General features: G+C 37.4%; 1 protein-coding gene. It reads left to right on the top strand.

The features are described 5' to 3' along the window. Positions 1 to 101: 101 nt before the first annotated feature. The coding region (locus HMPREF9402_RS03575; RefSeq protein WP_009606503.1) for an IS30 family transposase at positions 102 to 970 on the top strand (869 nt) is incomplete at its 3' end.

The raw sequence follows: 970 nt of genomic DNA, 5'->3' as shown, positions 1-970 counted from the left end.
GACAGATTGTAATATTAAGTGCGACACAAAAAAACTCATAAATAGGATCTTTGTTATAGAATGAAGTTACCACACAAAATTCTTAACAAGGAGATCTATTTATGAGTTATAAACATCTTAACACATTTGAGCGCACACGTATAGAAGTTCTTTCAAAAATGGGCTATTCAACGAGACAAATCGCTCAACAACTAAATCGCCATCATTCAACGATTGCTCGTGAACTGAAACGAAATACTCAAAAGACGTATCAGGCTGAGTTAGCAGAAGAATTAGCTGGACAACGTCGATTAAGTTGTCGTTGTCCAGAGAAGAAATCTGAACAAGTCATTCAGACCATCCAACATTATTTAAAGTTAACCTGGTCGCCTGAACAAATTTCTAATACCGTTTTAAAGGGTGTTCTTTCATTTAAAACCATTTATCGTTGGATTTATGATGAAACCATTTTGTTAGGAGATTTAAGTTGTTTAAGACAAAAAGGAAAGCGACGAAAACCACGAGAAACACGCGGACGATTTAACATTGGAACGTCGATTCATCAACGTCCCAAAGAAGTAAAAAGACGTGAAACGTTTGGGCACTGGGAATTAGATACGGTTGTTTCAAGTCGTGGAAAGAGTAAAGGTTGCTTGGCGACCTTTGTTGAACGTCAAACACGTTTTTATGTGGCCATTAAAATAGAAAATCGCTCAGCAACAGAAATGTACCGAGCGATTAGTGAGTTATATAAACTCTTTCCTAAAGACACCTTTAAAACTTATACGGTTGATCGAGGAAAAGAGTTTGCTTGTTATTCCAAAGTAGAAGCTGATTTAAAGGTTCCTGTTTACTTCGCAGATGCCTATTCGTCTTGGCAAAGAGGAAGTAATGAAAATGCCAATGGTCTTCTTCGAGAGTTTTTCCCGAAGAAGACAGATTTAGCACGAGTCAGTGACGAAGAGATTAATGAGGCACTCTGCCTCATTAA

This window comes from Turicibacter sp. HGF1, from assembly GCF_000191865.1.
GTDB classification, from domain to species: domain Bacteria; phylum Bacillota_I; class Bacilli_A; order MOL361; family Turicibacteraceae; genus Turicibacter; species Turicibacter sanguinis.
Note: the sequence above shows the minus strand (reverse complement) of the source record. Positions and strands in the feature narration are given on the sequence as shown.